Source organism: Mastigocladopsis repens PCC 10914 (assembly GCF_000315565.1).
In the GTDB taxonomy this organism is placed as follows: Bacteria; Cyanobacteriota; Cyanobacteriia; order Cyanobacteriales; family Nostocaceae; genus Mastigocladopsis; species Mastigocladopsis repens.
This window is the reverse complement of record NZ_JH992901.1, coordinates 5,258,808-5,280,862: the sequence shown is the minus strand read 5'-3', so window position 1 is coordinate 5,280,862 and position 22,055 is coordinate 5,258,808. Positions and strand designations below refer to the sequence as shown.

21 protein-coding genes are annotated in these 22,055 nt (G+C 42.6%); 8 read left to right on the top strand and 13 right to left on the bottom strand.

Annotated features, from left to right (window positions below; genetic code table 11):
- Window positions 1-105 precede the first annotated feature (105 nt).
- The 3 genes from MAS10914_RS0125465 to MAS10914_RS0125450 all read right to left on the bottom strand — a co-directional run bounded on the left by MAS10914_RS0125465 (window position 106) and on the right by MAS10914_RS0125450 (window position 4,718).
- The gene (locus MAS10914_RS0125465; RefSeq protein ID WP_017318772.1) at window positions 106-2,112 is read right to left on the bottom strand and encodes an ABC transporter ATP-binding/substrate-binding protein; all 2,007 of its coding nucleotides are present in this window, start codon (window positions 2,110-2,112) and stop codon (window positions 106-108) included.
- Between the two features lie 248 nt (window positions 2,113-2,360).
- Entirely contained in the window at window positions 2,361-3,200 is an 840-nt protein-coding gene (gene ntrB / locus MAS10914_RS0125460; RefSeq protein ID WP_017318771.1) for a nitrate ABC transporter permease, read from the bottom strand.
- Between the two features lie 156 nt (window positions 3,201-3,356).
- Window positions 3,357-4,718: a CmpA/NrtA family ABC transporter substrate-binding protein gene (locus MAS10914_RS0125450; protein ID WP_017318770.1), complete on the bottom strand. Its 1,362-nt coding sequence runs from the start codon at window positions 4,716-4,718 to the stop codon at window positions 3,357-3,359.
- 448 nt (window positions 4,719-5,166) lie between these two features.
- Between MAS10914_RS0125450 and MAS10914_RS0125445 the strand changes: the two genes are divergently transcribed.
- The 5 genes from MAS10914_RS0125445 (at window position 5,167) to MAS10914_RS0125425 (ending at window position 9,794) form a co-directional block, all read left to right on the top strand.
- Window positions 5,167-6,030 (top strand): DUF6671 family protein, encoded by an 864-nt coding sequence (locus tag MAS10914_RS0125445; RefSeq protein ID WP_017318769.1) that lies wholly within the window; start codon window positions 5,167-5,169, stop codon window positions 6,028-6,030.
- A gap of 237 nt (window positions 6,031-6,267) precedes the next feature.
- A complete protein-coding gene (locus tag MAS10914_RS0125440) occupies window positions 6,268-6,813 on the top strand; it encodes a hypothetical protein (protein ID WP_017318768.1) in 546 nt (181 codons plus the stop codon).
- Window positions 6,814-7,138: 325 nt separating this feature from the next.
- The gene (sir, locus tag MAS10914_RS0125435; RefSeq protein WP_017318767.1) at window positions 7,139-9,193 is read left to right on the top strand and encodes a sulfite reductase, ferredoxin dependent; all 2,055 of its coding nucleotides are present in this window, start codon (window positions 7,139-7,141) and stop codon (window positions 9,191-9,193) included.
- Between the two features lie 95 nt (window positions 9,194-9,288).
- Entirely contained in the window at window positions 9,289-9,528 is a 240-nt protein-coding gene (locus MAS10914_RS0125430) for a hypothetical protein (RefSeq protein ID WP_017318766.1), read from the top strand.
- Window positions 9,529-9,533: 5 nt separating this feature from the next.
- A complete protein-coding gene (locus MAS10914_RS0125425) occupies window positions 9,534-9,794 on the top strand; it encodes a type II toxin-antitoxin system RelE family toxin (protein WP_017318765.1) in 261 nt (86 codons plus the stop codon).
- A 3-nt stretch (window positions 9,795-9,797) separates the two neighbouring features.
- Here the strand turns inward: MAS10914_RS0125425 and MAS10914_RS0125420 are convergent, their stop codons facing one another.
- From MAS10914_RS0125420 to MAS10914_RS0125400, 5 genes are all read right to left on the bottom strand, one after another.
- Window positions 9,798-10,070, bottom strand: coding sequence for a hypothetical protein (locus MAS10914_RS0125420; RefSeq protein WP_017318764.1), 273 nt, complete (start codon window positions 10,068-10,070; stop codon window positions 9,798-9,800).
- A gap of 174 nt (window positions 10,071-10,244) precedes the next feature.
- Window positions 10,245-11,153 carry a toll/interleukin-1 receptor domain-containing protein gene (locus tag MAS10914_RS32305; protein ID WP_017318763.1) on the bottom strand — a complete coding sequence of 303 codons (909 nt, stop codon included), beginning with the start codon at window positions 11,151-11,153 and terminating at the stop codon, window positions 10,245-10,247.
- Between the two features lie 38 nt (window positions 11,154-11,191).
- Window positions 11,192-11,710 (bottom strand): hypothetical protein, encoded by a 519-nt coding sequence (locus tag MAS10914_RS0125410; protein ID WP_156818241.1) that lies wholly within the window; start codon window positions 11,708-11,710, stop codon window positions 11,192-11,194.
- 219 nt (window positions 11,711-11,929) lie between these two features.
- Window positions 11,930-12,352: a hypothetical protein gene (locus MAS10914_RS0125405; protein ID WP_017318761.1), complete on the bottom strand. Its 423-nt coding sequence runs from the start codon at window positions 12,350-12,352 to the stop codon at window positions 11,930-11,932.
- Complete coding sequence (locus MAS10914_RS0125400; RefSeq protein ID WP_017318760.1) at window positions 12,345-12,560, bottom strand: hypothetical protein; 216 nt, start codon at window positions 12,558-12,560, stop codon at window positions 12,345-12,347. Before MAS10914_RS0125400 ends, MAS10914_RS0125405 begins: the two co-directional genes overlap by 8 nt.
- Window positions 12,561-12,762: 202 nt before the next feature.
- Between MAS10914_RS0125400 and MAS10914_RS0125395 the strand changes: the two genes are divergently transcribed.
- Both MAS10914_RS0125395 and MAS10914_RS0125390 read left to right on the top strand, forming a co-directional pair.
- Entirely contained in the window at window positions 12,763-13,488 is a 726-nt protein-coding gene (locus MAS10914_RS0125395; protein WP_017318759.1) for a 16S rRNA (uracil(1498)-N(3))-methyltransferase, read from the top strand.
- A gap of 11 nt (window positions 13,489-13,499) precedes the next feature.
- Window positions 13,500-14,600: a tetratricopeptide repeat protein gene (locus MAS10914_RS0125390; protein ID WP_017318758.1), complete on the top strand. Its 1,101-nt coding sequence runs from the start codon at window positions 13,500-13,502 to the stop codon at window positions 14,598-14,600.
- Between the two features lie 35 nt (window positions 14,601-14,635).
- Here the strand turns inward: MAS10914_RS0125390 and MAS10914_RS0125385 are convergent, their stop codons facing one another.
- A complete protein-coding gene (locus MAS10914_RS0125385) occupies window positions 14,636-15,253 on the bottom strand; it encodes a hypothetical protein (protein WP_017318757.1) in 618 nt (205 codons plus the stop codon).
- 428 nt (window positions 15,254-15,681) lie between these two features.
- On the opposite strand from MAS10914_RS0125385, the gene MAS10914_RS0125380 reads away from it, so the two are divergent.
- The gene (locus MAS10914_RS0125380) at window positions 15,682-16,344 is read left to right on the top strand and encodes an esterase/lipase family protein (protein ID WP_017318756.1); all 663 of its coding nucleotides are present in this window, start codon (window positions 15,682-15,684) and stop codon (window positions 16,342-16,344) included.
- An 81-nt stretch (window positions 16,345-16,425) separates the two neighbouring features.
- On the opposite strand, the gene MAS10914_RS0125375 is transcribed toward MAS10914_RS0125380, so the two are convergent.
- The 4 genes from MAS10914_RS0125375 to MAS10914_RS0125360 form a co-directional block, all read right to left on the bottom strand.
- The gene (locus MAS10914_RS0125375; protein ID WP_017318755.1) at window positions 16,426-16,851 is read right to left on the bottom strand and encodes a VOC family protein; all 426 of its coding nucleotides are present in this window, start codon (window positions 16,849-16,851) and stop codon (window positions 16,426-16,428) included.
- 492 nt (window positions 16,852-17,343) lie between these two features.
- Window positions 17,344-20,013 (bottom strand): peptidase domain-containing ABC transporter, encoded by a 2,670-nt coding sequence (locus MAS10914_RS0125370; RefSeq protein WP_017318754.1) that lies wholly within the window; start codon window positions 20,011-20,013, stop codon window positions 17,344-17,346.
- The gene (locus MAS10914_RS0125365) at window positions 19,962-20,720 is read right to left on the bottom strand and encodes a peptidylprolyl isomerase (RefSeq protein ID WP_026082811.1); all 759 of its coding nucleotides are present in this window, start codon (window positions 20,718-20,720) and stop codon (window positions 19,962-19,964) included. The genes MAS10914_RS0125370 and MAS10914_RS0125365 overlap by 52 nt, the downstream gene beginning before the upstream one ends.
- A gap of 178 nt (window positions 20,721-20,898) precedes the next feature.
- The gene (locus MAS10914_RS0125360; RefSeq protein WP_017318752.1) at window positions 20,899-21,693 is read right to left on the bottom strand and encodes a TIGR00297 family protein; all 795 of its coding nucleotides are present in this window, start codon (window positions 21,691-21,693) and stop codon (window positions 20,899-20,901) included.
- Window positions 21,694-22,055: the final 362 nt, after the last annotated feature.

The following is a 22,055-nucleotide window of genomic DNA, read 5'->3' as shown; positions in this document are numbered from 1 at the left end:
GAATTGTGGATTTTGAACCGCAGATGAACGCGGATACACGCAGATAAAACAGACAATTATCCGCGTCCATCCGCGTCCATCTGCGTCCATCTGCGGTTGAAATTTTTAAGCAGCTACTGGAGACTGCCGTGAGTTGATGACAACTTCTGCAATTGAAAAATCGCGTTTAATCGCCAGACTGTTGAGATAGGCGATGGGGTCATCAGCATTGAACACAGTACCATCGAATAACTGGATAGGACCGCGATGATATTTGATATCAAGCAGACCTAGTTCTCGTGCTGCGGTGCTGAAGACATTGACTCGACAGACCCGTTCAAGAATTTCTAACCAGTTTCGGGGGAAGGGAATATCACCCCAACGCGCCATTTGAGTCATCATCCATAAATGTTCGGTGCGGCTGGGACGATTAACGCCATCTCCAAAAAACAGGTGATGGGCATACTGTCGCATTGGTTGTTCTAGGCTACAAACAGAGGAGTTTGGATCGCCAAGTTGGATATAATCTTCATTGGTACTGACATACTCCCGTCGAGCCAAAATTTGACGCACTTCTTGGAAGTTGTTCTCATCAGCACAGTATCTGCATGCCTCTAACAAGGCTTTGACTAAAGCTATATGGGTATTGGGATAAGCTGCAGCCCAGTCTTCACGAACCCCTAAAACTTTGCCTGGGTGTCCTAGCCAGATTTCTAAATCTGTAGCGATGGTAAAGCCTATTCCTTCTGTTGATGCCCGGAGGTTCCAAGGTTCGCCCACACAGTAACCATCAATAGTTCCTGCTTGCAAATCTGCCACCATTTGAGCCGGAGGAATAGTTTTGAGGGAAACATCTCGGTCTGGATCAATACCACCAGCTGCTAACCAGTAACGCAAAAGCAGATTGTGCATTGAGGAAGGATGAACCATCCCCAGAGTATGCCGTTGATTTGCAGACTGTTGCAGCAATTGTTTGAAGTCTGCGAGCGTGTACACCCCTTGGTCATAAAAACGTTTATCTAGGGTAATGGCATTGCCGTTGCGGGTGAGAGTCAAGGCGCTGACAACTGGCACAGGACGACCGTCATTGCCTCCCACAGTCAACCAAACTGGCATTCCAGAAGGCATTTGAGCAGCATCTAAATATCCACCAGCAATGCCATCGGTAATGCCGCGCCAACTAGATTCGCGTACTAGGGTGACTTCATCCAGACCATGTTTGGCAAAGAAACCTTTTTCTTTTGCTACAGCTAAAGGGGCGCAAGCAGTGAGAGGGAGGAAACCAATTTCGAGGTTCACTTTTTCTAAACCATGACGAGCAATGACCGCTGTTTTTCTTGCCCTCAGCTTTTTAATCAGTTTCTGTTGGTTGAGGAAGTAAATCATCTCACTTCGCAAACTGTAGTAGCTAGGATGTTCCACCACTTCCATCCGCTTGCGGGGTCGAGGAATATCCACTTCCAAAATGTCTCCAATCTTGGATTCTGGTCCGTTTGTCAGCATCACAATTCGGTCGGACAACAGCACCGCTTCATCAACATCGTGAGTCACCATGATGGCAGTGACTTGGTTTTCCTCACAAATTTTCATCAACTGTTCTTGCAAGTTGCCTCGCGTGAGTGCATCTAACGCACCAAACGGCTCATCAAGCAAGAGTAATTTGGGACGAATCGCTAAAGCACGAGCGATCGCTACCCGCTGTTTTTGTCCACCCGATAACATTCCTGGCTGTTTATCAGCATGAGGACGCAACCCCACCATATCGATATGTTGCTCTACAATTGCCCTCCGCTCACTCGCAGGTAGATCATTCATCGTTGCATCCACAGCAAGGGCAATGTTTTCTCGTACCGTCCGCCAAGGCAACAGAGAATAATTCTGAAACACCACCATCCTGTCTGGACCAGGTTTAGTGATTCTTTTTCCTTCTAGCGTCACTACGCCCTCAGTTGGCAGATCCAGACCTGCAACCATATTAAGTAGCGTGGATTTACCACAACCTGAGTGACCAATCAGAGAGATAAATTCTCCCTTTTGAATTTGAAGGTCAATTTCTTTAAGGGCAACATAATGACTACCATCGGCTAGGGGAAAGACTTTCTTAATTTGGTCAACCGCAACAAAAACACTCATTTGTTATTTGTCCTTTGTTATTTGTTTGTTATGGCGCTTTTCATCTGAATGAAGTAATTATTTATCTGTGTCCATCTGTGTCCATCTGTGGTTCATTATTTCTTTGTGTACCTTACCCAATTGTTTGTTATTTGCCCTTTGCCATTTACTCATGACAAAGGACCCTTCGGGTATGTCCTTCGGACACGCTACGCGAACGCCAGTCGCCTGCGGAGGGAAACCCTCCTGCAGCGCTGGCTCACTAATGACTATTTCTGTTCTTCTGGCAGAATTCTTGACTGTACCCAAAGCATCAACTTATCTAGTAACAAACCAACAACACCGATATAGACGAGAGCCAAAATAATTTCACTGACGTTGTTATTCTGATAGGCATCCCAGATAAAAAAGCCTATTCCAACAATGCCGGACATGATAATTTCTGCGGCAATAATTGCCAACCAAGCTAACCCAATCGCAAGCCTCAACCCGGTAAAAATGTAGGGTAAAGCAGCAGGTATAAGGATATTAAAGAAATATTCGCGACGAGAAAGTTGCAGAACTTTGGCTACGTTGTTGTAATCTTGGGGAATTTGCTTTACCCCAACTGCTGTATTAATTAAAATTGGCCAAATCGCCGTGATAAAAATCACGAAAAGGGCAGCGGGTTCGTTTTGTCGCAAGGCGGCAAGAGAAATTGGTACCCAAGCCAGAGGCGGCACAGTTCTGAATAATTGGATCATCGGATCTAATGCCTTGGATATGGTTTTATTCGTACCAATCACAATGCCCAAGCCAATACCAAGAATTGCCGCTAGTGAATAACCAATCGCTACCCGTTGTAAACTAGCGAGGATTTGCCAAAATAAACCTTTATCTATCCCACCCCTGTCATAAAAGGGATACATAATGAGTATCCAAGTTTCTTGCACCACTTGGATTGGTCCTGGTAGTGTCGCTCCAGGAGTCCAAGCAAATAGTTGCCATATCACTAGAAAGATGGCGATCGCGATAATTGGCGGCACAAGATTGGGATATTGCTTTTGCAGACGGGACAGCAAAGCATTCTGGGTAGTACGCGATGGAGAGCGTCTTTGTAGTGTTACCATGATTGATGTTTTCCTTAAATTTTGTGTTGGCTACTGGGTTGTTAAAGATTTGCTGTTAGCTACTCGTGAGTTTAGGTTTTTTTAATATTTTGGATAAAAAAATTTTTTCTAATTAAAAATCCCAACCCAAATAATTAGCTAACAGAGTTATCGAGCCTAAACTTTCACTTTTTTAATCTTGAGGCTCTGCAAGTAAGCCTTCGGATTTTTTGGGTCAAACTTGATGCCATCAAAAAATTCTTCAACGCCACGAGATGTACTTGTAGGAATGTCAGCAGCAGCAACGCCCATTTCCTTAGCGGCTTCTCTCCACAAATCCTCGCGGTTGATTTTATCTATCAGCTTGTTGGCATTTGCTAAGGTATCCTCTGGTAAGAAGCCCCAGCGTACACTTTCTGTTAAAAACCAAAGGTCATGGCTCTTGTAGGGATAGGAGACGCTACCTTTTTCATCTTTCCAGTACAAAGCTGCCATCGTTCTATCGTCAATGGTGCGACCATCGCCCATGTCGTATTTGCCCATGAATGGGTCGTTCAGAATTGCTACAGGCACGTTGAAGTAATTTCGCCTTGCAAGGATTTGAGCAAGTTCTTTTCTGTTGTCAAAGTTATCGCACCATTGCTGCGCTTCCATAATGCCTTTCAAAATTGCTCTGGTCGCCTTAGGATTTTTGTCAACCCAATCTGCCCTCATGGCAAAGTATTCTTCAGGATGATTTTTCCAGATTTCTGCTGTTAGTGCCGCCATGAAGCCAATCTTATCTTTGATAATCCGGTAGGGCCAAGGGTCGCCAGTACTAAACGCATCCATCGACCCTGTCTTCATATTTGCAACTGTTTGAGCTGCTGGCACTGTCAGCAATTGAATATCATTGTCTGGATCAACACCCGATGCAGCTAACCAGTAGCGAATCCAAAAATCCTGATTCACTCCTGGGAAGGTTTGGGCAGCTTTAAACGCAGCATTTGCTGATTTGAGTTGAGCAAAAAACGTTTCTTTGCCAGCAATTTGTACACCGATACCTTTGCCTTGGTGTTTACTTGCGATCGCAATTCCATTACCTTGAGTATTCAATTGAGCCAAGACATACATGGGTATTTTTCTATTACCCTTAGTAATGCGTCCTTCAGAAATTAGATAAGGCATCGGCATCTGCCATTGACCGCCATCAATCCCACCTCCAGCAGCTCCAATTTCTACGTTGTCTCTTGCTGAACCCCAGTTGGCTTGCTTGGATATATCAACATTGGTCATGCCGTACTTTGCAAAGAAGCCTTTTTCTTTCGCAATAATCAGGGGAGCAGCTTCAACAATGGGAATGTACCCTAGCTTGACCGTAGTTGTTTCCGGTCTATCTGCTGGATTGATATTGATAGCAGCAACTTGTTGTACTTGAATTGTGTTCGTGGTATCAGGGGGGTTTCCTAAACATCCCTTGAGGAATACAGACCCCACCGCAGAAGCTCCAGCAGTTAATAGAAATTTCCGCCGAGAAAATTGATTGGAAAATTCAGCCATACAATCTTATTTCGTTTAATTTCAAGTGTTTCCAGCAATCCAAATTAGGGCAACAGAACAGTTGTGTTCATTGCTCTATCAATGCGTTATTAATTTGTTATCTGAAACCTATTTCCGCCTCAATTAAATTAACTGAAGCGTTTTGAATGCCCAAAATTAACTCTTGTAGATAAAGTTATCACTTTTTAATCAGGACTGGTTAACGCCTAAACCAAAATACTTAAATAAATCTTATATGGTTACTATAAGTAAAAATTTAATTAAATACGTACTCTAATTGAATTTACTCTATTTTATAGAAAATTCTCGATAGTCTCTATTTAAGATTGTTGATGATTCCTTAAAATTCCAGTATCCTCCAGATGCACACAGATAACTTATCTATGTTAATCTGTGGTTCTAAATATTCCTTAATCATATTTTTGCAAGAAGTCTCTTGCAAAGAGCCATGAACAAACATCCTCTATTTACCAATCGAGTAGCAGTCTTAGCGACTATGCATCATAAGGAGAGGGTCATCGCTCCAATTCTTGAACAAGAGTTAGGAATAAAAGTTATAGTCCCTCAAGACTTTGATACTGACAGCTTCGGTACATTTACTAGAGAAGTCAACCGGATAGGAACCCAAATTGAAGCAGCAAGGTGCAAAGCAGAAAAAGCACTACTTTCCACAGGTGAAACTTTGGCATTGGCAAGTGAAGGGACATTTGGTCCTCACCCTAGTAGCCCATTTATTCCATGTAACCGGGAAGTTGTCTTCTTATTAGATAAAAAGAATGGGCTAGAAATTATCGGTCAAGAAATTTCCACTGAAACTAACTTCAGCCATAGGGTTGTAGAAAGTTTAGAAGAAGCACAAAATTTTGCAGATGCAGTTGGCTTTCCCGAACACGCCCTAGTTGTCATGCTGAGTTCTTCACCCAAAAGCAAAGATGAAATTATCAAAGGTATTAAGACCACAGAACAACTTGTTGAAGCAGTTCAATTTGCTTTAAACAGTTCCAAAGATGGCAAGGTCTATATAGAAACGGATATGCGTGCGCTATATAACCCAACGAGGATGAAAAATATTGCAAAAGCTACCCACGACCTAGTAAGAAAACTAAATAACGCTTGTCCCAACTGTTCCTGCCCAGGTTTTGAATTAGTTCAAACGATAAAGGGATTACCCTGTGCATGGTGCAACTCACCCACACAGTTAACTATTGCAGCAATATATAAATGTCAAAAATGCGAATTTTCCAAAGAAAAGTTATTCCCAGATGGATTAGAAAAGGCAGACCCGTCGCAATGTATGTACTGCAATCCTTAATCAAAACTGATTAATAATGTGACAGTCAAACAAGTGTCTACTTCAAATATTAATTTTCCGGAGCAACAAAAATCATCATGTAATCATAAAACCCTTCTTTATATACAAAAAATAAATTTAATATATTCTGCATCAATAGCACTAAGAAAGGAAAATTTTTAGAAATTCTATGGAACATTTTAGGTAGTTTTTCGACCTTAGATTTAAAAGCAATACCTACAAAATTTGGTAAAGTTTATGAAACGGTTGCTTAAGTCTTTTGTGACAATTTCTGCATTGTCTTCTGTGGTCGTTGCTCCTATTTTTCTCGCATCTGGTGAAGCTTCTGCGCTTCCTCGACCAACAAGAAAGGGTACTGATGCTAGCTATGTTGGTGCTGGTGTTTCTGCTGGCGTTACCAATGGCGGACAAAATGGTGATGCAGCTACATTTGGTGGCAATGTCTCAGGTCGTCTAAAATTAGGAAATACACCTTTGTCTGCACGCGGTCAGGTCAACTTTAGCGATCAGACGAGCGCAATTATCCCCCATGTTTCCGCAGACGTGGGAATTGCTAGGGGTACTAATGCTTTCGTAGGTGTTGGTTATCAATTTGTAGAAGCTAATGGCAAACCAACTCCCAGTGGCAACAAAGATGGAGTGGCAGTGGTTGCTGGTGTAGAATCTGAAGTTGGCAGAAACTTCCTCATCTACAGTAATGCCACCCTAGGCGTTAATGCTTACGAAAATAGTCCTGCTTCTGCGCTCAGCATCAATGGTGGTCTAGGCTATCGCTTTAAGTAAAAGCTGTAGTTCATATGTCGGGTTGAACATACAGCTTCCAATGCTCGCAAGAGCTATACCCTCGTGGGTGGAGAAATTATGGACGAACCATTCGCCTGTTTTACGTCAAATGGTAAGTCATAACTCATAACCATAGTATAAATAATATTGCTGGGTTTATCTAAGTGTTACATCACTGAAAAACCCGGCTTTTTGCCATGTTAAAATCAGAATATTCTTCTTAATTCCGACCGGATTATCGGAAATAAATAAGCCGAAAGGTGCTTCTAAGTTACGCTTCGGCACATTGTAATAGTTTATTTAAAAAAAACTCTGTACCACTCCAATGGTTAAATCTGCCCCTCCCCTGACCACAAGCCGTAAGCCTTCCAAAGTAGAAGCCCTCAAGGAACGCAGCAATTCTTTGCGTGAACCTGTGGCAACTGAGATACTCCAGGACACGAATCACTTTAGTGAAGATGCAATACAAATACTAAAGTTCCATGGTTCTTACCAGCAAGATAACCGTGACAATCGGATCAAGGGACAGGAAAAAGATTACCAGTTCATGCTGCGGACAAAAAATCCGGGTGGGTTGGTTCCACCGCAGCTGTATCTAACTTTAGATAAGCTAGCTGATGAATATGGCAATCACACTTTAAGAGCAACGACTCGTCAAGGATTTCAGTTGCACGGGATTTTAAAGAAAAATCTTAAGGCATCAATGGCTGCCATCATTAATAGCATGGGTTCGACGCTGGGAGCTTGCGGCGACCTGAACCGCAATGTCATGGCACCTCCAGCGCCGTTTAAAAATAAGCCTGAATATCAGTTTGCCTGGGAATACGCTGATAATATTGCTCAGTTGCTGACACCCCAAACAGGTGCTTATTACGAAATTTGGCTCGATGGTGAAAAAGCAATCAGCGCCGAAGAAAACCCAGAGGTGAAGGCGGCGCGAGAAAAAAATGGCACTGGCACAATCTTCCACGACAAGGAAGAACCCATCTACGGTACTTACTATATGCCACGCAAGTTTAAGGTTTGCGTGACTGTACCAGGAGATAACTCGATAGATTTGTATAGCCAAGACCTCACGTTGGTGGTCATAACTAATGACAACGGAGAGTTAGAAGGATTTGATGTCTTTGCTGGTGGCGGTTTAGGACGGACGCATAATAAAGAAGAAACCTTCGCCAGACTCGCAGATCCAATTTGCTATGTAGACAAGGATGACGTTTACGATATTGTCAAGGCGATTGTTGCGACTCAAAGAGATTATGGCGATCGCACTGACCGCCGTCACGCCAGGTTAAAATATCTCATCCACGATTGGGGCGTTGAGAAGTTCCAGTCAATGGTCGAAAAATACTTTGGCAAGCCACTGGAACCCTTTAAGCCATTGCCAGAGTTCAAATATGAGGACTTTCTCGGCTGGAATGAACAAGGCGATGGTAAGTTGTTCTTGGGTATTTCCGTAGACAACGGTCGGATTAAGGATGAAGGAAACTTCCAACTCAAAACCGCGTTGCGGGAAATAGTTGAGCAGTTTAACTTGCCCATCCGCCTAACACCCCACCACAACGTCATTTTCTACGACATTGAACCGAAGAAGAAGCAAGCTATTCAAAAAATTCTCAACCGTTGCGGTGTTGTTTTTGAACCAGAAAAAATCGATCCTCTTGTGCGGTATGCAATGGCTTGCCCAGCTTTGCCCACTTGCGGTTTGGCAATTACCGAATCAGAACGAGCAATTCCAGGAATTTTAGACCGGATTCATGCCCTTTTGGATAAACTGGGTTTACAAAATGAGCATTTCGTGGTAAGGATGACCGGTTGTCCTAACGGCTGCGCTCGTCCTTACATGGCAGAACTCGGGTTTGTAGGTAGTGCTCCCGAATCTTACCAAGTTTGGCTAGGAGGTTCGCCCAATCAAACCCGGCTGGCATTACCTTACATGGAGCGGCTGCACCATAATGACATAGAAACCCAGCTAGAGCCGATTTTTGCGTACTTCAAAGAGCAGCGCCAGCCAGAAGAAAAATTCGGTGATTTTTGCGACAGAGTTGGTTTTGATGCCATCCGCGAGTTTGCCGCTAAGTACGAATCTCAAACCGTTGCACCGCCGGAAATCACAGACGATGCTGATGGTTTGGTGGAGACGATGGCAGATTCTACCACGGCACCAGTGACAGAAGAAAGTGAGCGTCAGGAAGTGGCGATTGCCTACGGCAGAGCTTCGCTTAACGCTAACACAACGACTGCGACAAGCAAAACCCGCCGTCGCATCACCCTGCAGGATGAGGTTTACAACAAATTGAAGGAAATCTCTCAGCGTCAAGGCAAGCCGATGACTAATTTGGTGAACGAGGCGCTTTTGGATTACTTGAAGAATCTGTAGCGCATAGCATAAGGTAGAGGCACAGCATCCTGTGCCCCTACAACCAACTTATATAGTTTAAGAATAGGAAAAACAACAAAACCAATTCGAGAAAAATGCCAGCTATTGTTAAACTACAACTCTCCTTGGAAGCTTTAGCAGAAGTCATATCTTCCCTTAATTTAGAAGAAAAACATCAACTTCAAGAGATAATTGAGCAACAAATTTTTGAAGCTGAAGAAGCGCTGTACGAAGACGATACAGAAACACAGGCAGAAATTCAAGCCGTTCGCGCTGAGTATGCAGTTGGTGAGTACACGACTATAAATGAATATCTTGCTAACCGCTCAAATTAAGCATCGTGAAGCTCATTATTGTTATTTCAAAGTCGGTACAAAAGCAGATTGACGACTTGCCAAATGATGTTAGAGAGCGCGTTGTTGAAAAAATCCAAAATCTTGCAGATGAACCGCGTCCTGATGGAGTTATCAAATTAAAAGGCTCTGATAACGAGTATCGTATCCGGGTTGGTGATTATAGAGTTCGCTATGAGATTGATGATGAAAGTCAACTCGTGCAACTTTTACAGTGCAAGCATCGGAAAGATGTTTATAAAAAATAAAAACTATTTGTTCTGTGGTGCTATGTTAGGGTCTAAATCTAAATTATCACAAGCATTTTCAAAAATTGGATAAATTTCAGGAAAAGCCCTATCGGTAACTAAAAGATTACTGCCAGTAAACTCAATTCGCAACAAAGTTTCAAACCCCAATTCGTAAAATTTCTTCACCAAAAAATCTAATCCTGGTGTTTTCTCTAGCGCCAGTAGAGCCTTACGATCTTCAGGATGCTGATATTCAAGAGGATTAAGTCCTTCAATTTTCTTGATGCTTACCATAGAATCGAATCTCCATTTACAAACCGATAAATATCAACTTTTAAGCAGAAAAATAGCAAAATAGTCTAATGTGGAGAAACCTATTTTTTCAGAGCAATGTAGAGAATATCTGATAACGATTGTCAAAATAACTACTTATAGATAGCAAAACTTGCATGAACAATAATTTACATATCATAAACTTAATCCCGATATTTTAGCTGGTTCATTATTAGCAGGAAAAAAAATACGAACTTCACCAGGTAATCCACCTAAATTATCATTACGAGCAATCAAATATATTATTTCTTTACCATCTTCCTTGTTTGCTCTCAATCCAACTTTTGTTCGTCCAGGTTTACTAGAAATGATTTGCGCGGGACGTTTGTAGCGATTGGCTACTTCAAATGATGGACTAAAGTGATTTTTAATAAATCTTTGTTCTATTTCTCCATTTAAAAACAAAGAGTTATGGGCAATCACCTTAAATTTCTGAATTCCTAGCTCAATTTTATAACTATATAAAGCATCAAATAATTTATCGATAAGGTCAGAGACAATTTTATCTTTTTCCGTAACTGATCCTTGAGTAATATGCGGATCTTCAACTTGAGTCAAGACGCCATCATGACTTACATTGGATAGTGTGGAAAGTTTAAAGGATTTTTCTTCTGAGGTTGTAGTTTTTTTAATAATCTGAACTAATTCATTTAATGGTTCAGTTTCATTAATTGACTGATGGAACTGTAAATATCGTATTGATGCTAAGAATACTTGCCCTTCAGGCAGTTTCTTAACACCTGGCAGTAAAACTGGAATAATACGCTGGTTATTATTTTGTGAACAGAACATGATGAATGCAGCTAGTTCCCAAATTTCAGGAAATTTTCCAAAACCCTGTAACCCTATAAATAATGCAAAATTACGCGATTGAACAAGTCCATCCTGTACTTTTGTTGGAATAGAATCTCCTGGATGAATTTGCTCCTCATCAATCCAAGGTTTCAAACCTTGCTGTGTGAGTTTTTGAGCAATGGCTCTAACTTCGAGTTTGTCCTTGCTATTGTGAGCTAAGAAGATATCGAATAATTGAGTATTTTTCATCGTGAAACACTCCTGTTTATTCTGTCACCTGCAGAAAGCTACAAATACACAATAGCAGATTCCAGAAAAATTCTGTCTAAGAATTCTGCCGAATATGTTAAAATTCTGAGGACAGAACCCTCAACCTGTATTCCAGCAGCAACAACAGAGACAAGATGGGTTCCTTCTAGGCTCAAAAAGCGTAATCTGGCTTGCTCAAGAGAAATGGAGTTTGAGAAAGCACACCTCATAAACTTGAGGGGCATCTCTATCGTCGCAAAACTCAGATCCAATTCTCCCTCAACTTTTGCGCCGATAATATGTATACCCCGGTGGCTCAACAGTTCTCGCGCTTTTGTATTCGTACACAGCCAAACAATTCGGTTAGCAGAGAAGCTGCGCTCATGGTTCCACTCATCAGATTTGGCAGGGTCATTAAGTTCATCGGTGTTGCTTCTAAAGTCAGCCGTTTTACCTTCAACCACCGCACGAAATAATTTCTCATCCACTTCGGTAAGCACACCGAACTTTTCTCGCGCTGATGTCAACCACTGGTGGTCTGCACTGTCTCCCATCATGACGCTGCCTATTTTTCAGATGAATCAGAGCTTACTCACTCATAACGCGATTTCAATTATACAACTGTTATCTATGACCAGAGATAAATGTTTAAATGTATATCTTGTAGACTTATAGTGAAACACAAGAAAACGTTTCATTACGAGGATTACCTTGTGAGAAAATCAGTTTTCTTGCCTTCAAATTCATTACAACCGTTGATACAGTTCCATTTCCTTTTATGATGGTTGTTTTGGAGTCACCTCTAATATCTTTTGGGAGCGATAAAAACAAACATTAAATTCCATGAAAAAGTTCGCTTGTCCTAACAAAAGTGGTATCTGAGTAGCCTGCGTCCAAGCAAATACCAATCTAACACTCGGAAATTGCCCAACAGTAGCAGATAAAATTAACACTCGTGCTTCAAACTGTGCTAAGTTTCCTGATAATTGAAGCATTGTTGTTTGCTCTTCCCAAACTGCTCCTAATTCAACTCCAACTTGATAAGGAAGCACATTTACCATCGCTCCCGTATCCAAAAGTCCAATAACTTCCTGTGATTTTTCTTTATAATTCAACGTCACTGGCAAAAACGGCTTGAAGCTTGCTTCTCCCAAACTGCTATCAGTTGCAATGAAAGAATACCTTGCTGGATTAGTCATGATTTAAGGAAGCTTCAGCATTCAACGCCTCTAACATAATATTTGCAGCTTCCACTGCATCGTAAGGAGACCAAACTGGATAGGATGCACCAGATTTTATCAAGTTAGTTTCTTCATTTGCCAGTTCGGCAGCCAGAAGTTGAATTACCATGAGCTTATCTACGCGATTGAGTTTGCGTAATTGTTCCACTAACTCAGTAGATACCATTTTTAACCTTAATGTTTACTGATTTAATCTCAATTTTCAGGATAACCTGTAAGATTATTATTTTGTTCAGCTTGTAAGACTGAAGGTATTCTAAAAGCTCATTAGAATAACAAAGGTGTTTTGGCAGAATTGGGATGCTCCCAAATTGAGACATAAGAAAACATTGCGTTACGAGGATTGCCTTTATTATCCCTAGAAATCTATGTCACAACTGCAACGAATCGCGATCGCACCCTCTCAATTACAACAAGAGCAAATCTTGCTCACGCCTCAACAACAACATTATCTGGGGCGTGTTTTGCGCTTGCGCTTGCGCGATCGCTTCATAGCAATGGATGGCAAAGGGAAATGGTGGTTGGCGCAGCTACAAGGAGAAAAAGCGCAGGTTTTAGAACCACTGCCAGTAGAAACCGAATTACCTGTATCAATTACACTAATGGTCGCTTTGCCGAAAGGCAATGGATTTGATGATGTAGTACGGTGTTGTACTGAGTTGGGAGTAGCCGTTATTGCTCCAGTGGTGAGCGATCGCACTTTACTCAATCCCAGTCCTCAAAAACTCGAACGTTGGCTGCGTATTGCACAAGAAGCTGCAGAGCAATCAGAACGCGCCTTTGTCCCTACGATATTAGAACCTGTTTCTTTTAGCACTGGTCTTGTCACAGAGACAGCGACTCATCGTTATATTTGTGAGGCGCGTGGCAGTTATCCTCATTTAAGAGAGGCAATCAATCAAGTGTCTACCACATCTGAGATGATCATTGCGATTGGACCAGAGGGAGGATGGACCCAAAAAGAGCTAGACTGTGCTATTGACGCTAGATTTCAACCAGTTTCTCTCGGTCGTCGCATCTTGCGAGCAGTGACAGCCCCGATTGTTGCCTTATCTATTGTGGCAGCTGAGTTAGAATCGGTGGCATTCAATTGAGTCAGTCAATTATGCTTGAGCAAGTTGCCACCGCCCTTGAGTGCAAAGATTATCACACAGCTGCCAAATTATTGAAACAGTTGCAAAAAGAATCACCAGAAAATCCTTTGGTGCAATTTTATATAGGACGATTCCATGAAGTGATGGGAAAGCATCAGGAGGCGGAAAAAGTTTATCGGCAACTGTTGCGTGATACAACCAATGCCAAAATCTTGACACAAGCACGTCAGGGTTTGCAGCGCCTGCAAGAAATTGAGGAACAAGAACGACAGCAAGCCATTTCCCAAGCAACTGCGGACGCCAGTAACGCGGAACTTGGCGTTCTCGTCTTAGAACCTGTTAGCAATGAACACAAAACCCAAGCCGTGAAACAATTTGCCCAGATTATGCAGATTGACCCCTACAGCGCACGGTTGATGCTACCAAGTCGTGGCTGGCGCTTGTATCGGTCTGGGGCAATAGGAGAACTAAAATATTACGGTGAACAGTTACGAAACTCTAACATTCCCTGTTTCTGGACAACATTAGCTGAAATTAAAAAAATTCAAGTTTTTCAAGTCAAATATTTCCAACAACTTACCCCAAAAGCAACCCTTGTTTGTCGCAATCATGCCAATCAAGTCGGTTCTCTCAGCTTTGACTGGTCAGAAGTCAAAGGACGGGTATTGGGACTGCTACCCATATTTGAGGAAGTTGTAGACAGGGATGCGCGGGGTAAATTAGAACGCAAAACCCAAACCCAAGACTACTTTCATTTTTGCGATTTACATTTACCTGAGAGGGGTTGTATTTTGCGACTTTATGATAATGGCTATGAATTTCAGCAAGGGATAGAAATTGCTCACCAGGCAAGTCAAAATACCATGAGAATTAATTGGAATAACTTACTGAGTTGGCTTGACCAACAATTACCAGAAGCCAAGATTTGGTCAGACTTCACACCTTTTGCCCAAACAGCTTTAGACCAAACAGAAATACTGGGTCACATTCAGTCTCACATTCACCTATTTCGTAGGGAACAGACTAATTGGGACCCAGTATTTCATTTATATAGCGGATTGGCTTTTGTGAAAAATGTTACTCTTTCCCAAGCGTCATCAAATGAACAGTAGGGCGGATATTCTCCACCCTAACAAACATTAAAAAGTTAGCTAGGGGTTTTCACCTGACGTGCCATGTCTAAGAAAGAACTCATGTTTGCACCAGGACGCCGACGACCATTGGTCGTGTTGGGTACGGCGAGATATTTTGGCGCAAAAGTGGTTTCAGCTGGCTGCTGTTGAATTGCTTTTTTCGCTTCAGCTTTTGTTGTTTTAGCAGGTTCAGCCTTAACACCATTTGCAGTTTGTACTAACTCAACTTTAGCTGGTTGTGGTTCAACACTGGGTGCTGCGTCTTTTTTTCCGTTCTTGCTTGCTGCTGCTTGTGCTGCAACAGGTTCCGCTGCTTTCTTAGCTTTCGATGCAACAGGTTCAGCCGCTTTCTTAGCATTCGCTACTGCGGGTTCAGCTGCTTTCTTAGCATTCGCTACTGCGGGTTCAGCTGCTTTTTTAGTACTCGATGTCACTGATTGAGCCGCTTCCTTAGCACTCGATACTGCTGATTGAGCCGCTTCCTTAGCTTTCGATGCAGCTTGTTGAGCTGCATCTTTCGTTGCTTCTACGGCTTCATCGAGTTCCATGTAGTAACCGCTTTTCTTACCACCGAAAAGCCCAATGAAGAAATTCAGAATCCCAGCAATTAAATTTTTGATAAAACCGAACATGATAATTTCTCCTGCCTCTTATACCTGGAATATGACCGCAATCTTTAACAAATCACGGAATATTTTAATTTTTATCAAGATATTCTTGACCCACCTATTCGTCAGTACAACCAAATGATGGTGACAGCTTTCATAGGTTGATTTCTCAACTAAAGTTGTTTTAACAGTAAGTGACTCATGCTCTTAACTCTTGCTCTCAGGCACTTGCCACTTGTACACAGTCAGACCTAATTATTAAATTTTACTGTAACTAAGGGCAATATTTTGAGAGTACGCTTAACAAAACTTAATTTATACTTTTAACAATGCGTTTTGAGTCTTGAGAGCGATGTTGCTCGAACCACTGGAGGGAGTGTCATAGCTTTTTGGCAAATGGGAATCATACTCGACTAGATTAGGTAAAGATAGTACTTAACATTATTTTGTACATGAATAACGTAAAAGAACGGCGAAATCCCGTGTTATTAGTACATGGTATTGATGATACAGGTCGAGTTTTCGATACAATGATTCCCTACCTGAAACAGAGGGGTTGGACTGTGCATGATCTGGATCTAGTGCCAAATAATGGCAATTTAGGTCTTAACACGTTGGCTCAACAAGTCGCTGATTATATTGATGCCACTTTTGAACCAGAACAACCCTTAGATGTCGTGGGCTTTAGCATGGGAGGTATCGTCAGCCGCTATTACGTCCAACGACTGGGAGGAATCAACCGCGTACAGCGATTTATTACCATCTCATCACCGCATCATGGCACTTGGATTGCCTACTGTCGCCAAGGTCTTGGTTGTATTCAAATGCGTCCTGACAGTGTTCTACTAGAAGATTTGAATCGGGATGCAGCGATGTTATCGCAGATAGATTTTACCTCTATCTGGACACCTTATGACTTGATGATTGTGCCCGCAAATAGTTCCCAAATGCCTGTGGGACGAGAGGTGATAGTACCAGTATTGAATCACGCCTGGATGCTGACAGATTCAAGAAGTTTAGCTGCGGTGGCAAAGGCGTTGGTAACTCCGGTTAAGCAATTTAAAAACAAACAAGTTAGCACTGGTAGATACTTTGCTCTTGACAAAATGTCATAAAAATGCATAACAGCTTAAAGGAGCATCGCCCAAGGGGCGGCTCCCTCTGGGAGCATCGCCCGTGAGGGCGCTGCGCTGAGATCAATCGCCAATTTGCGTGTACTCAGCACTGCCAAAAATCGCTTCCGGGTAACGGTAATACTTAAACTCCATTAAATTGTAAAAAGGGTCTTCTAAAAAGAAAGTGCGATGCTCTAAGGGAGAATCCACAAAGCGGTGTTTGGCTTCTTCTCTAAAAAGGAGCTGTTGCTGTTGCGCCTTTGCTAGTAAGTTTTCCCAATCGCCAACTGATGTAAAAATTATCCCAAAGTGTCTTGGATATATACTACGCTGGGGTGTGAGCGGTTCTTTTGTGACGTGAGCGACCAGTTGATGACCGTAAAGATTGAGAATTAAGGCGTTGCGGTTTTCCCGTCCAGGAGTGCAGCCTAAACCATCCACATAGTATGCTTTCGCTTGGGCAATGTCTGTGACGGGAAAGGCAAGATGGAAGAACGTTTGGTTCATTGCTTGTGTCTGTAAGACTGGTGATTGATGCTATCTACAATGTATTCTCTTGATTCCTTGGTTTGTGCGAGATGCGAGTTCTATTACCCCGAACTCTACGGTTGTTAAGATGGTTTGTTATACCTGTAGCAACAGTTAATTCTATGAAAATAAAACCACAGATGAACACTGTCTTGGAAAGTTCTGAGTCTCCTCCGGAGACGCTACGCGAACGGAGGAAACCTCCGCTCAGACTTTCCGCAGATGCACACAGATGAATTATGTGTGTAGCCTACGGCATGGCTTACGCCTACATTTGTGGTTCTAACTTCTCAATACATATTATTGTAAGAAGACACGCTATTAATTAATACAGCACATTGCAAGTAAATGAAGTACAACGCGCTTTGTCTAAAAGCCAGACACTGAGCGAATTTTACTTCTGAGTTCTGAGTTCTGAGTTCTGAGTTCTGAGTTTCGAGTTCTGAGTTCTGACGGATGTATTCTGCTGTATTAAATATTTGCCTGCTGCCTTTGATACAATGACCAGTACAAACCTTTTTGTCGCAACAAATCCAAATGGTTTCCACGTTCAGCGAGAATGCCCTTTTCTAGCACCAAAATCAAATCAGCACGCTTGAGGGGGGCGAAACGGTGGGCGATGAGAAACACGGTGCGGTTCGCGGAAATTCTTTGGAGGTTTTCCAGGACTTGCTGTTCAGTTTCGCTATCCAAAGCACTGGTCGCTTCGTCTAAAATTAAAATCGGTGCTTGTGAGAGAAATAACCGCGCCAAGGCGATGCGTTGACGTTGTCCACCAGATAAAGCTGTACCGCGTTCTCCGACATTGGTTTCATACCCGTGGGGTAATTCACTGATAAAGTCGTGGGCAACGGCACATCTTGCAGCTTCTACGACTTGTTCTGCAGTAATGTCGGGATTACCGAGAGTTATATTGTCCAAGACAGAACCGTTGAATAAAAAATCTTCTTGAAGGACAACAGCAATTTGTTGGCGCAGCGAGGCTAAATCAGCACTTTTAATATCAAAACCATCAATAAGAATGCGTCCGGATTCAATTTGATAAAGGCGTTGCAACAGTTTAGAAAGGGTACTTTTCCCAGAACCGCTGCGTCCAACAATACCAACAAACTGCCCTGGTTGGACTGAGAAGGAGATTCCTCTTAAGACAGGTTCAGTACTCTGTCGATAGCGAAAGAAAACTTGCTCAAAGCTAACTTGACCTTTGAGGGATGGTAAAACTAAACCTGTTCCTGGTTCAGCTTCTGGGGCAACGTTGAGAATATCACCAATACGGTCAACAGAAAGCAATACTTGTTGGAAAGTTTGCCAAAGCTGCACTAAGCGCAAAAGTGGTGCTGTCACTCTGCCAGAAAGCATTTGGAATGCTACGAGTTGACCAATAGTCAATTCCTGCTCAATGACAAGCTTGGCACCAAACCAAAGAATGAGCAAGCTAGAAAAATTGGTGAGGAAATCAGCGATATTACTGCTAATGTTTGAGGTGGTCGAGGCTTTGAAACCCGTGCGGACGAAGCGCGCAAACAAACCTTCCCAGCGATCGCGTGCTGCTGGTTCTGCTGTATGTGCCTTAACTGAGTGAATTCCTGTGATGGTTTCGACAAGAAATGATTGACTATCAGCACTGCGGTTAAAAGTTTCGTTTAGCCAGCTGCGAAGAATTGGCGTTGCTACTAGCGTTAAAGTGGCAAACAAGGGTAGGACTGCCAAGGCCACAAAGGTCAATGGGATATTATAGTAAAACATCAATCCCAAGTACACCACAGCAAAGATGCTGTCCAAAACCACAGTTAACGCCGTACCTGTAAGAAATTGGCGGATTTGTTCTAGTTCCTGAACTCGTGCAACTGTATCTCCTACCCGCCGAGACTCAAAATAAGCTAAAGGCAACCGCATGAGGTGGCGAAACAGCTGTGCTGATAAACTTAAATCTAGACGACGGGCAGTATGAGTAAAAATAAACAGTCGCAGAATGCCGAGGACTGCCTCAAATATTGCTGTTAGCAGGAGTGCGATCGCCATAACATCGAGAGTTGGCAAACTCTCCTGCACCATCACTTTATCAATAACGACTTGCGTAATCAGTGGTGTTGCCAACCCCAACAGCTGTAATGTAAAGGACGCCAGCAGTACTTCACTCAGCAATCCCCGGTACTGCCAAACTGCTGGAGTGAACCAATTGAGGTTAAATTTTTCTTGCTTGTTGATCAGTTCTACTTGCCACAACTGCCCATCCCAAGTCTCTTCAACGACTGATCGTGGCAAGCTTTCACAGGTGTGATTGGGATTTAAGGGATTTGCAACAGTCAGGCGATCGCCCTTCATAGCATACGCTACTACCCAACTACCCTCTCTGCCTTGTGATGCTTCCCAGCGCAACAAGGCTGGAAATGATAACTGTCGTAACTCACTCCAACTGACTTGTAACCGCCGCAGTACAAATCCTAACTTTTCTGCTGCTTCTACAAGATGTTTCGGTCGCTGTCCTCTAAGTTGGCGTTGAACCCATTCGAGTTGGACGGCATTATCTAGCTGTTGCGCCACCATTGTTAAACATGCAGCCGCCGTGTTCCAACTTGAGACGAATGGGTATGTTGACACCGAAGAGGAGGGGGAGACTTGGGGAGGGGGAGACTTGGGGAAAGAATCTTCCCTTGTCCCCCTGTCCTCCTGTCCTCCTGTCCCCGTGTCCTCTTCATTGCCTAACCAAAATCCTTCAATTTGTGGTGTGGAAAATTCTGCCCATACTGCTGTCGTCCAGCGCACCACAACCACGTCTTTACTAGCAGCGACAGCCTTGCACTCCACAGAAAACCTGTTTAACTCACCAAACCAATCTCCTGACTGTAGCGTTGCCAAAGGCTTATTCCCAAGGTTTTCTTCCCGCAAGCGGACTTTTCCAGAAACAATTAAGAACTGGAAACCTTCCGCTTCTTGTGACCAAATTTTTTCTCCTAAATTGTAGCGAAGAGTTTCTGACACCTGTTGCAGTCGGCTTTGTTGTTCAGGAGTTAGCCAGCAAAGTGGTGGTTGATTCCAAGGTAGAGACGCTAGCACACTACTTTCTGAAGATTCCTCACCTAAAAGTTTTAATTCACCTGCAATTTTACCGTTAGTTTTTGAATTTTCTCTGCTAGCCATTTCTCAAACAACTCATTTTGTAGTGCTTGCCTTAGTTGAGTATCTTCTAATGACGCTGGCAGAAATTGTTCTACACGAAACAATCCATAACGTCCTTCCAGTTCTATCGGTCCTACCAATTGTCCGGGACTAGCTATATCAATAGCTGCCCTAAGTGTATCTGGCATTGTTCCCCGACTAACTGGTCCCATCATACCGTTGACAATTTTGTCATCTACTAGCGAATACTCTCGAGCGAGTTGCTCCAAGCTTGCTCCTTCTTCAATTTGGGTTTGTAGTTCTTCCGCTAGTTCCTGACTATCAATAATAATTCGTGAAAGTACGACTCTATCCAGATAAATTTTACGCTCGATGAAATATTCTTGCAGCTTTGATTCTGTCACGACAGCTTTAAGTTTTTCTACCTTAAAACCGTAAGCAACTGATGAGTGAAAGGTATCATAGTCCGTCCCGTTCTTCTGTAGCCATTCTTGGAACCTCTGGGGGTCTGTTAGCTGATTTTTAAGCCGAAAATCAATTATAGTCTGTTCGGTCAAAGCAGAACTGATAACTATATCTTCTCGTGTTTGTAGTTCTTGCTCAATGACGAACTGGCGGAGAACATCCCCAATAAATTGTCCCAATTTTCCTGAGGCTTGCATATATTTTACTGCTTGCCCAAAAGAAATCGGTTTATCATCTACAGTTAAAAATGATGAGGATTCCATGAATCTAATGAGTAGAAAAACCTAAGTATAAAATATACAACTTTTGATAAAATAAATTTGCATTTGAGTTGACATTTTCATGCAAAAACAGTCTGGCAATCTTAAGTAGTCTTAAGTCAGAATCACAACCAAACTTCAAGGGGATTGCTAGAAAATACTCAACATTTTAGAAAAAGAATTAGGTCATGACATTTGCCCATATCCAGGCAAATAAAATTGCTGTAGTTGCGCCTATCAATGTGTTGAAAATATTCACCACTTCATTAGTTAGCCAGTTAAAGCGAGATTGCACTGTTGCCCCGATTACACTTTCTAAATTGGTGGCAATAAACGCCGCTAGAACACACCAAAGGAGACCTAATAAATCTATCAAACCCACTCCCCAACCAAGGAGTGCTAGAGCCAGTGACGCTACAGCACCCGCTAAAGTTCCCTCTAAGCTAACTGCCCCTTCCGTTCCCCGTGGCACTGCTTGCAGCGTGGTAATCAGAAAAGTACTTTTACCATAAGCCTTACCCACTTCGCTAGCGCAGGTGTCAGAAAGTTTTGTACTAAAACTCGCTACGTAGCCTAGCAACAATAAGGTGTCAAGTGTGGGGTGTAGGGTTTGAGGTGTGGAAAGGATTCCCAAATTTGTCATCAATACTCCTAACGCACACAAAGCCGCAGTTAAAGCAGAACCCCAGACATTTTCTGGACCTCTAGCACCCGAACGCTTTTCTGCGATGCCTTCTGCTTCTTTTTGCGCCATACCTACGCGCGTGATCAAAGAACCAACCAGAAAATAGAACATGACAACTACATATCCTTGCCACCCTAGTGTTCCCCAAATCAGGACACCAAGTAAGCAAGCGTGGAATAATCCAGCTGGAGTGAGCAGCTTTTTGGGGACCATCCAAGCCACAACCAGCAAGATAGAATTCAATCCTACTCCAACTAGCCAAGGATTCAGAGAATTAGTGAAAAAGAACATTATAAGCAACTAATCTTCTAAGGAGTATTTTTGCCAAAGTAACAATAGAATAACTAATTTAGAACAGATGTGATTACTGAGCGCAACCCCCAGTTGTAGAAGAAATGTCTGGCATCATGGTATTATATATTGCTGAACATTTTTCTCTTCTCTCCAAATCCCAAAGAGACTATAGCTTATCGTAAATAGGGGAGGAGAAGATTCAGGAATAAATTTTTTCTAGAGATGGCGAAAAGGATAGCCTTTTTCCCCTTATACCCTACTTTAGCTATTCACAAGCAAAGAAAGTGCGTGTCTCCAGTAAGCTTGGCTTCAAAGTTGAGAAGGTAGATCGACAAAAAACCTCTTCACGACCTGAAACT

What these genes read in the sequence shown, in the direction of transcription:
- MAS10914_RS0125465 (WP_017318772.1), bottom strand. Translation starts at nt 2,112, where the DNA reads ATGAGTGTTTTTGTTGCGGTTGACCAAATTAAGAAAGTCTTTCCCCTA.
- ntrB (WP_017318771.1), bottom strand. Translation starts at nt 3,200, where the DNA reads ATGGTAACACTACAAAGACGCTCTCCATCGCGTACTACCCAGAATGCT.
- MAS10914_RS0125450 (WP_017318770.1), bottom strand. Translation starts at nt 4,718, where the DNA reads ATGGCTGAATTTTCCAATCAATTTTCTCGGCGGAAATTTCTATTAACT.
- MAS10914_RS0125445 (WP_017318769.1), top strand. Translation starts at nt 5,167, where the DNA reads ATGAACAAACATCCTCTATTTACCAATCGAGTAGCAGTCTTAGCGACT.
- MAS10914_RS0125440 (WP_017318768.1), top strand. Translation starts at nt 6,268, where the DNA reads ATGAAACGGTTGCTTAAGTCTTTTGTGACAATTTCTGCATTGTCTTCT.
- sir (WP_017318767.1), top strand. Translation starts at nt 7,139, where the DNA reads ATGGTTAAATCTGCCCCTCCCCTGACCACAAGCCGTAAGCCTTCCAAA.
- MAS10914_RS0125430 (WP_017318766.1), top strand. Translation starts at nt 9,289, where the DNA reads ATGCCAGCTATTGTTAAACTACAACTCTCCTTGGAAGCTTTAGCAGAA.
- MAS10914_RS0125420 (WP_017318764.1), bottom strand. Translation starts at nt 10,070, where the DNA reads ATGGTAAGCATCAAGAAAATTGAAGGACTTAATCCTCTTGAATATCAG.
- MAS10914_RS32305 (WP_017318763.1), bottom strand. Translation starts at nt 11,153, where the DNA reads ATGAAAAATACTCAATTATTCGATATCTTCTTAGCTCACAATAGCAAG.
- MAS10914_RS0125410 (WP_156818241.1), bottom strand. Translation starts at nt 11,710, where the DNA reads ATGATGGGAGACAGTGCAGACCACCAGTGGTTGACATCAGCGCGAGAA.
- MAS10914_RS0125405 (WP_017318761.1), bottom strand. Translation starts at nt 12,352, where the DNA reads ATGACTAATCCAGCAAGGTATTCTTTCATTGCAACTGATAGCAGTTTG.
- MAS10914_RS0125400 (WP_017318760.1), bottom strand. Translation starts at nt 12,560, where the DNA reads ATGGTATCTACTGAGTTAGTGGAACAATTACGCAAACTCAATCGCGTA.
- MAS10914_RS0125395 (WP_017318759.1), top strand. Translation starts at nt 12,763, where the DNA reads ATGTCACAACTGCAACGAATCGCGATCGCACCCTCTCAATTACAACAA.
- MAS10914_RS0125390 (WP_017318758.1), top strand. Translation starts at nt 13,500, where the DNA reads ATGCTTGAGCAAGTTGCCACCGCCCTTGAGTGCAAAGATTATCACACA.
- MAS10914_RS0125385 (WP_017318757.1), bottom strand. Translation starts at nt 15,253, where the DNA reads ATGTTCGGTTTTATCAAAAATTTAATTGCTGGGATTCTGAATTTCTTC.
- MAS10914_RS0125380 (WP_017318756.1), top strand. Translation starts at nt 15,682, where the DNA reads ATGAATAACGTAAAAGAACGGCGAAATCCCGTGTTATTAGTACATGGT.
- MAS10914_RS0125375 (WP_017318755.1), bottom strand. Translation starts at nt 16,851, where the DNA reads ATGAACCAAACGTTCTTCCATCTTGCCTTTCCCGTCACAGACATTGCC.
- MAS10914_RS0125370 (WP_017318754.1), bottom strand. Translation starts at nt 20,013, where the DNA reads ATGGCTAGCAGAGAAAATTCAAAAACTAACGGTAAAATTGCAGGTGAA.
- MAS10914_RS0125365 (WP_026082811.1), bottom strand. Translation starts at nt 20,720, where the DNA reads ATGGAATCCTCATCATTTTTAACTGTAGATGATAAACCGATTTCTTTT.
- MAS10914_RS0125360 (WP_017318752.1), bottom strand. Translation starts at nt 21,693, where the DNA reads ATGTTCTTTTTCACTAATTCTCTGAATCCTTGGCTAGTTGGAGTAGGA.